The sequence below is a fragment of the Solirhodobacter sp. genome (assembly GCF_964715405.1).
The window spans coordinates 1-4,948 of the sequence record NZ_CBAICG010000084.1 but is presented as its reverse complement, the minus strand read 5'-3'; the positions used below and the strand labels follow the sequence as shown (position 1 = coordinate 4,948).

Genomic DNA, 4,948 nt, shown 5'->3' with positions numbered 1-4,948 from the left:
TCACCGCCACAACCCCCAGACCGGCGAAGACAAAACCTACACCTTCTCCCTCTCAACCCAAAAATCCCCCAAACCAAACCCAATCCCACCAACCACAGAACTCGCCAAAGGCGACGTCATCGTCATCCCAACACGAAGGCTGTTCGAATAGCGCGCAAGCGGGGCCCTGCCTTGCCGGTCATGTATCGAGGTTGAATGTTCCGATCCGCGCTCCTCATCCTGTCCGGGAACCTGACGAGCTACATGCTCCTGTTCCTGCGCAACCTGTTGGTGGCGCGGCTGATCGGCGTCTCGGACTACGGCATCGCCTCGACGTTCCTGCTGTCGATGTCGATCGTCGAGATGATGTCGGCGCTTGGCATCCAGCAGCAACTGATCCTGCGCAAGGACGGCGACGACGCCGACCTGCAGGCGGCGCTGCAGGCCGTGCAGGCGTTGCGCGCGGTGCTGAACGCGGTGGCGCTGGCGCTGCTGGCGGCGCCGATCGCCGCCTTCCTGGGGGTGCCGCAGGTGACCTGGGCCTATCGCCTGCTGGCACTGATGCCGCTGTTCAACGGGTTGCAGCACCTCGACACGATCCGGCAGGCGCGCCGGATGGTCTACCTGCCCGGCATCATCATCAACGTGCTGCCGGTGGCGCTGTCGGTGCTCTGCGTCTGGCCGCTGGCAATCCTGACCGGCGATTACCGGGTGTTGCTGTTCGCGATGCTGATCCAGGGTGCCGCGGCGCTGGTCGGCAGCCACCTGCTGGCGGCGCGGCCCTACCGGCTGCGCTTCGACCCCGTGGTGATGCGGGAAAGCCTGAAGTTCGGCTGGCCGCTGATGCTGGACGGGCTGGTGCTGTTCGCCGTCTTCAACGGCGAGAAGCTGATCATCGGGCACCAGTTGGGCATGGCCTCGCTCGCGCTGTTCGCGATGGGCTTCACCCTGACGCTGACGCCGACGCTGATGCTGGGCAACACGGCGGCCAACTTCTTTCTGCCGCAGCTTTCGGCCGCGCGCGACCGCGAGCGATTTGTCCACCTCGCCGCCGCAACGTTGCAGCTGCATTTCCTGTTCGGCGGGATCACGCTGCTGGCGGTCATGCTGTTCGGCCCGCCCTTCGTCCATCTGGTGCTCGGCGCGAAATATGCCGGCCTGCCGCCGCTGCTGGTCTGGCTTGCCATCCTGCAGGGCCTGCGGGTGCTGAAGGGCGGCAGTTCCATCGTCGCGCTCGCGCGCGGGCAGACCGGCAACGCGCTGGTGTCGAACCTGATCCGCGTCGCGCTGCTGCCCGTCGCCTGGATCGCGACGGCGCATGGCGGATCCATGCTGACGGTGATCCACCTCGGCATCATCGGCGAATTCGGCGGCTTCATCGTCGCCCTTCGTCTGGCGCAGCGGCGGCTGGAGTTGCCGTTGCGGCCGCTGCTGCCGTCGGTCGTGCTGACGCTCGCCACCTTCGCGCTGGCCACCATCTACGCGCTGCGTTCAAACGGCGACGCGATGACAGACGGGGTCAACACCGCGCTGCTCGGCTTCGTCGCCCTGGTCTTCGCGCTCTCGTTCCTCGGGATGCGCGACCTGCGCAGCTACATCGCCCGCCGCACCCTGACCCGGCACGAGGCCTGACCCGGCCTCCGTCCGGCATTAAGCCCCCGTTAACCCTGCCACGCGACACTCGAACCAGCGGTTGCAGGGAGAGGCGTCATGCGCAGGCTCGGCGAGGTCGCGCAGGGGCGCGACAACAACTTCAATCTGATCCGGCTCTGCGCGGCCACGGCGGTGCTGGTCTCGCACGCCTGGCCGCTGACCCGGGGGCCGGGCACGGTGGAGCCGCTGCAACGCCTGACCGGCCATTCGCTGGGCACGCTGGCGGTCTACGTCTTCTTCGCGGTGTCGGGGTTCTTCGTCTCCGCCAGCTTCGCGCGCCGCGCCTCGGCCGCCGATTTCCTGGCCGCGCGCGCGCTGCGGCTGTTTCCGGCGCTGACGGTGTCACTGGTCCTGGTCACGCTGCTGATGGGGCCGCTTCTCACCACGCTGTCGGCGGCCGACTACCTGGGCGCACCCGGCACCGCGCGGTTCCTGCTGCGCAATCTGGCGCTGGTCGATCCGCTTTATACCCTGCCCGGCGTGTTCGAGACGAACCCCTACCCGAAGGTCGAGGGTTCGATCTGGACCCTGGGGTATGAGGTCGCCTGCTACGCGATGGTCTGTCTGGCCGGGCTGGCCGGCCTGACGCGGCGACCGCGACCGCTCGCGCTGGCCTTCGCCGCCTACGCGCTGCTCTGGGTCGCGGCGGCCACCGTGGCCCTGCCGCCGCGGGTGGAGGATCTGCAGGTGCTGTCGCTGCCCTTCGTGCTCGGCATGGCGGCCTGGCAGTATCGCCACCACCTGCCGCTCGGCTTTGCCGGTGTTGCGGCGCTGATCGTGCTGGCGGCGGTGTTGCAGCCGACCCCCGCCGCCTTTCCCGCGCTGGTCGTGGCGTTGGCCTACACGGCGTTCTGGGCCGGGCACCTGCCGCTGCGCGCCGTCCGGCTCTGGAACCGGGCGGGCGACTATTCCTACGGGCTCTACGTCTACGCCTTCCCGGTGCAGGGCCTTGTCGTCTGGGCTTTCGGGGCGCTGACGCCGGCGTTGAACATCGCCCTGTCCCTGCCGCCGACACTGGCGCTGGCCGTGCTGTCCTGGCACCTGGTCGAAAGGCCCGCACTAGCCCTGCGCATGGTGCCTGCCGTGCGCGCGCGCCTGGTCTCCGCCACCCGTTAGGCCATCTGGATCGCCCCGGCCCGCGCGCCGCCGGTGTTGGAGACCGGCCGCCCCTTCTGGTCCACCGGATAGGGCGCCAGCCCCGCCGGGATCAGCGGCAGCGCGTTGCCCGGCGCGGGCGTGTAGTCGCCAAGACCGCCGCCGCCCCCGGCGAACGACTGGTCGTTGGCCCAGCTCACCGCCAGCGGCGCCACCACCGACCCGGTGGCATCGCCCGGCGCCGCCACCTCGCCCAGCCAGAGCCCGACCCCGCAGGTGGAATGCCCGGCATTGTCGCCCAGCAGCGACGCGTTCGCGAGGCTGCCCACGTTGTAGCTTGCCGCCCAGTTCCCGGTCAGCGCGCCGTTGGTGCCGAACACATCGGTCTTGGTGTTGCGATAGGTGTTCACGTTGAAGCGCAGGTAGCCGCTCTTGGCGATCGTCGTCGTGCCGCTGTCCTGATAGAGCCAGTTGCTGCGCGACCCCACCACGGTGCACCCCGTGCAGGTCACGTTCTGAACCGGCACCGTCACGCTGTCGGCCGAGATCGCCAGTGCCGGTGCGGTATTGCCGCTCGTCGCCTCGATCACGCAACCCACCACCGCCAGTCCGGCCGCCCCGATCGTCGTGTTCGCCAGGAACGCCTTTCCCGACACGCTCGACTGACTCATCACGCAGTGGTGGAACACTTGTCCCGCCGCCGCCTCCATCCCGGTGGTGTTGGCCATGTCCGAGGCCCAGCCGACCACGCTCGCCACCGCATTGTAGACCGCCGTGGTGGTCTGCCCCGGCAGGCTGCACCCGATCAGGTTGATCTCTTTCGTCACCGTGTTGAACATCGCCACCGCCCCCGCCGGGTCGCCGGTGCAATCCACCATCCAGCAGCGCCCGGTGCGGTAAATCCAGGCGCCATAGGCCGCCGCCCCGGCCCGATCCAGCGCCACGTTCTGCAACACCAGCATCCGGTCGAGGTTCGCCAGCCCCGCCGCATTGTCGAGCAGGATCACGTTGCCGCCCACCTTGCGCAGCGTCAGGTTCTGGAACTTCACCTTGCCCGGCAGCCCGCCCGAGACGTTCACGCCGTTGTCGGTGTAGATCGTCGTGGCCTTCGTGGCCGGATCCGCCGCCTCGATCAGCAGCGGGAAGGCATTCGCCGTGGCGGCCGCGAAGCTCGCATGGGCATGGGTGCCCGCCACTAGCCGGATCACCCCGCCCGCGGCCTCGGCCCGCCCGAAGGTCGCCGTGTTGAAGGTCTTCACCGCCGTGGCCGCAGCGGCCACCGTCAGGAACGGCGCCGCCGCCGCGGTGGCCGCGGTGGCCGAAACGGTCCCGGTGGAATTGTTGCCCGTCGCCGCGTTCACATAAGCATAGGCCGTGCCGTAGCTTCCTGTCCGGTCGTTCAGGAACTTCAGCACCGTGAAGCTGATCGACGGATAGCTCGCGCCCTGCACCGAGGCCCGGAATGCCGTTCCCACCCAGGGATAGACAATCGCATCCAGCGTGCAGATCGTCGCCGGGGCCAGTGTCGAAAGATCCAGCGTGCACTCGAAATAGGGCGCCCAGAGGCCCGAGGCCCACTGCCGCGACGACTTCGCCGAAACCGTCTGCGTCACCGTATTGGTGCCGTCGCTCGCGATGAAGGTCACCGCCGCCACCGCGCGTCCCCCGCGCGCATGGGCGTGCGCCACCGCCAGCCGCGCCGTGAACGTGCTGCCCGTCGCGCGCTCCAGATCGGGTGTCAGCCAGCAGCACACCGGGCGCGGATAGCCGACCGTCGAGCCGTTCGCGACGCCGGGGATCGTGTCGCCCGCATAGACGAAATCCGACAGCGAGACCTGATCGGCCGTCAGCGCCGCCTGATTGGGGTAGGGCTGCCGCACCCGCGCCATCACCGTCACGGTATCCGTCACGGTCGTGGCGGCACCCGTCGCCGTGAACCCCGGCCGCGTCACCGCCAGCGTTTGCGGCGCCCCCACCGGGTCGATCGCGGGCGGCGCGGGCCAGGTCGCCTGCCACCCGTTCGCCGCGATCGCCGTGACCGGGGTCGCCGACAGGTCCGCCGCCACCACTGCCGATCCGCTCGACGTCGCCGACCCGTTCACGTTCGCCGCCGTCACCACCCAGGCCACCGTCGAGGCGGCCCCCGAAGACGGCACCGTGACGCTCCACGGCCCCGTTCCCGTCGGCGTCACCGTCACGCCACCCACCGTCACGGCAATCG

Annotated in this window: 3 protein-coding genes; 2 read left to right on the top strand and 1 reads right to left on the bottom strand. The window is 69.3% G+C overall.

The window, feature by feature from the left end:
• Positions 1-195 precede the first annotated feature (195 nt).
• A complete protein-coding gene (locus tag AC11WY_RS19040; protein WP_482928417.1) occupies positions 196-1,611 on the top strand; it encodes an oligosaccharide flippase family protein in 1,416 nt (471 codons plus the stop codon).
• 78 nt (positions 1,612-1,689) lie between these two features.
• Positions 1,690-2,748 carry an acyltransferase family protein gene (locus AC11WY_RS19035; protein WP_482928415.1) on the top strand — a complete coding sequence of 353 codons (1,059 nt, stop codon included), beginning with the start codon at positions 1,690-1,692 and terminating at the stop codon, positions 2,746-2,748.
• Here the strand turns inward: AC11WY_RS19035 and AC11WY_RS19030 are convergent.
• The coding region (locus tag AC11WY_RS19030) for a hypothetical protein (protein ID WP_482928413.1) at positions 2,745-4,948 on the bottom strand (2,204 nt) is incomplete at its 5' end. The two genes, AC11WY_RS19035 and AC11WY_RS19030, sit on opposite strands and share 4 nt — an antisense overlap.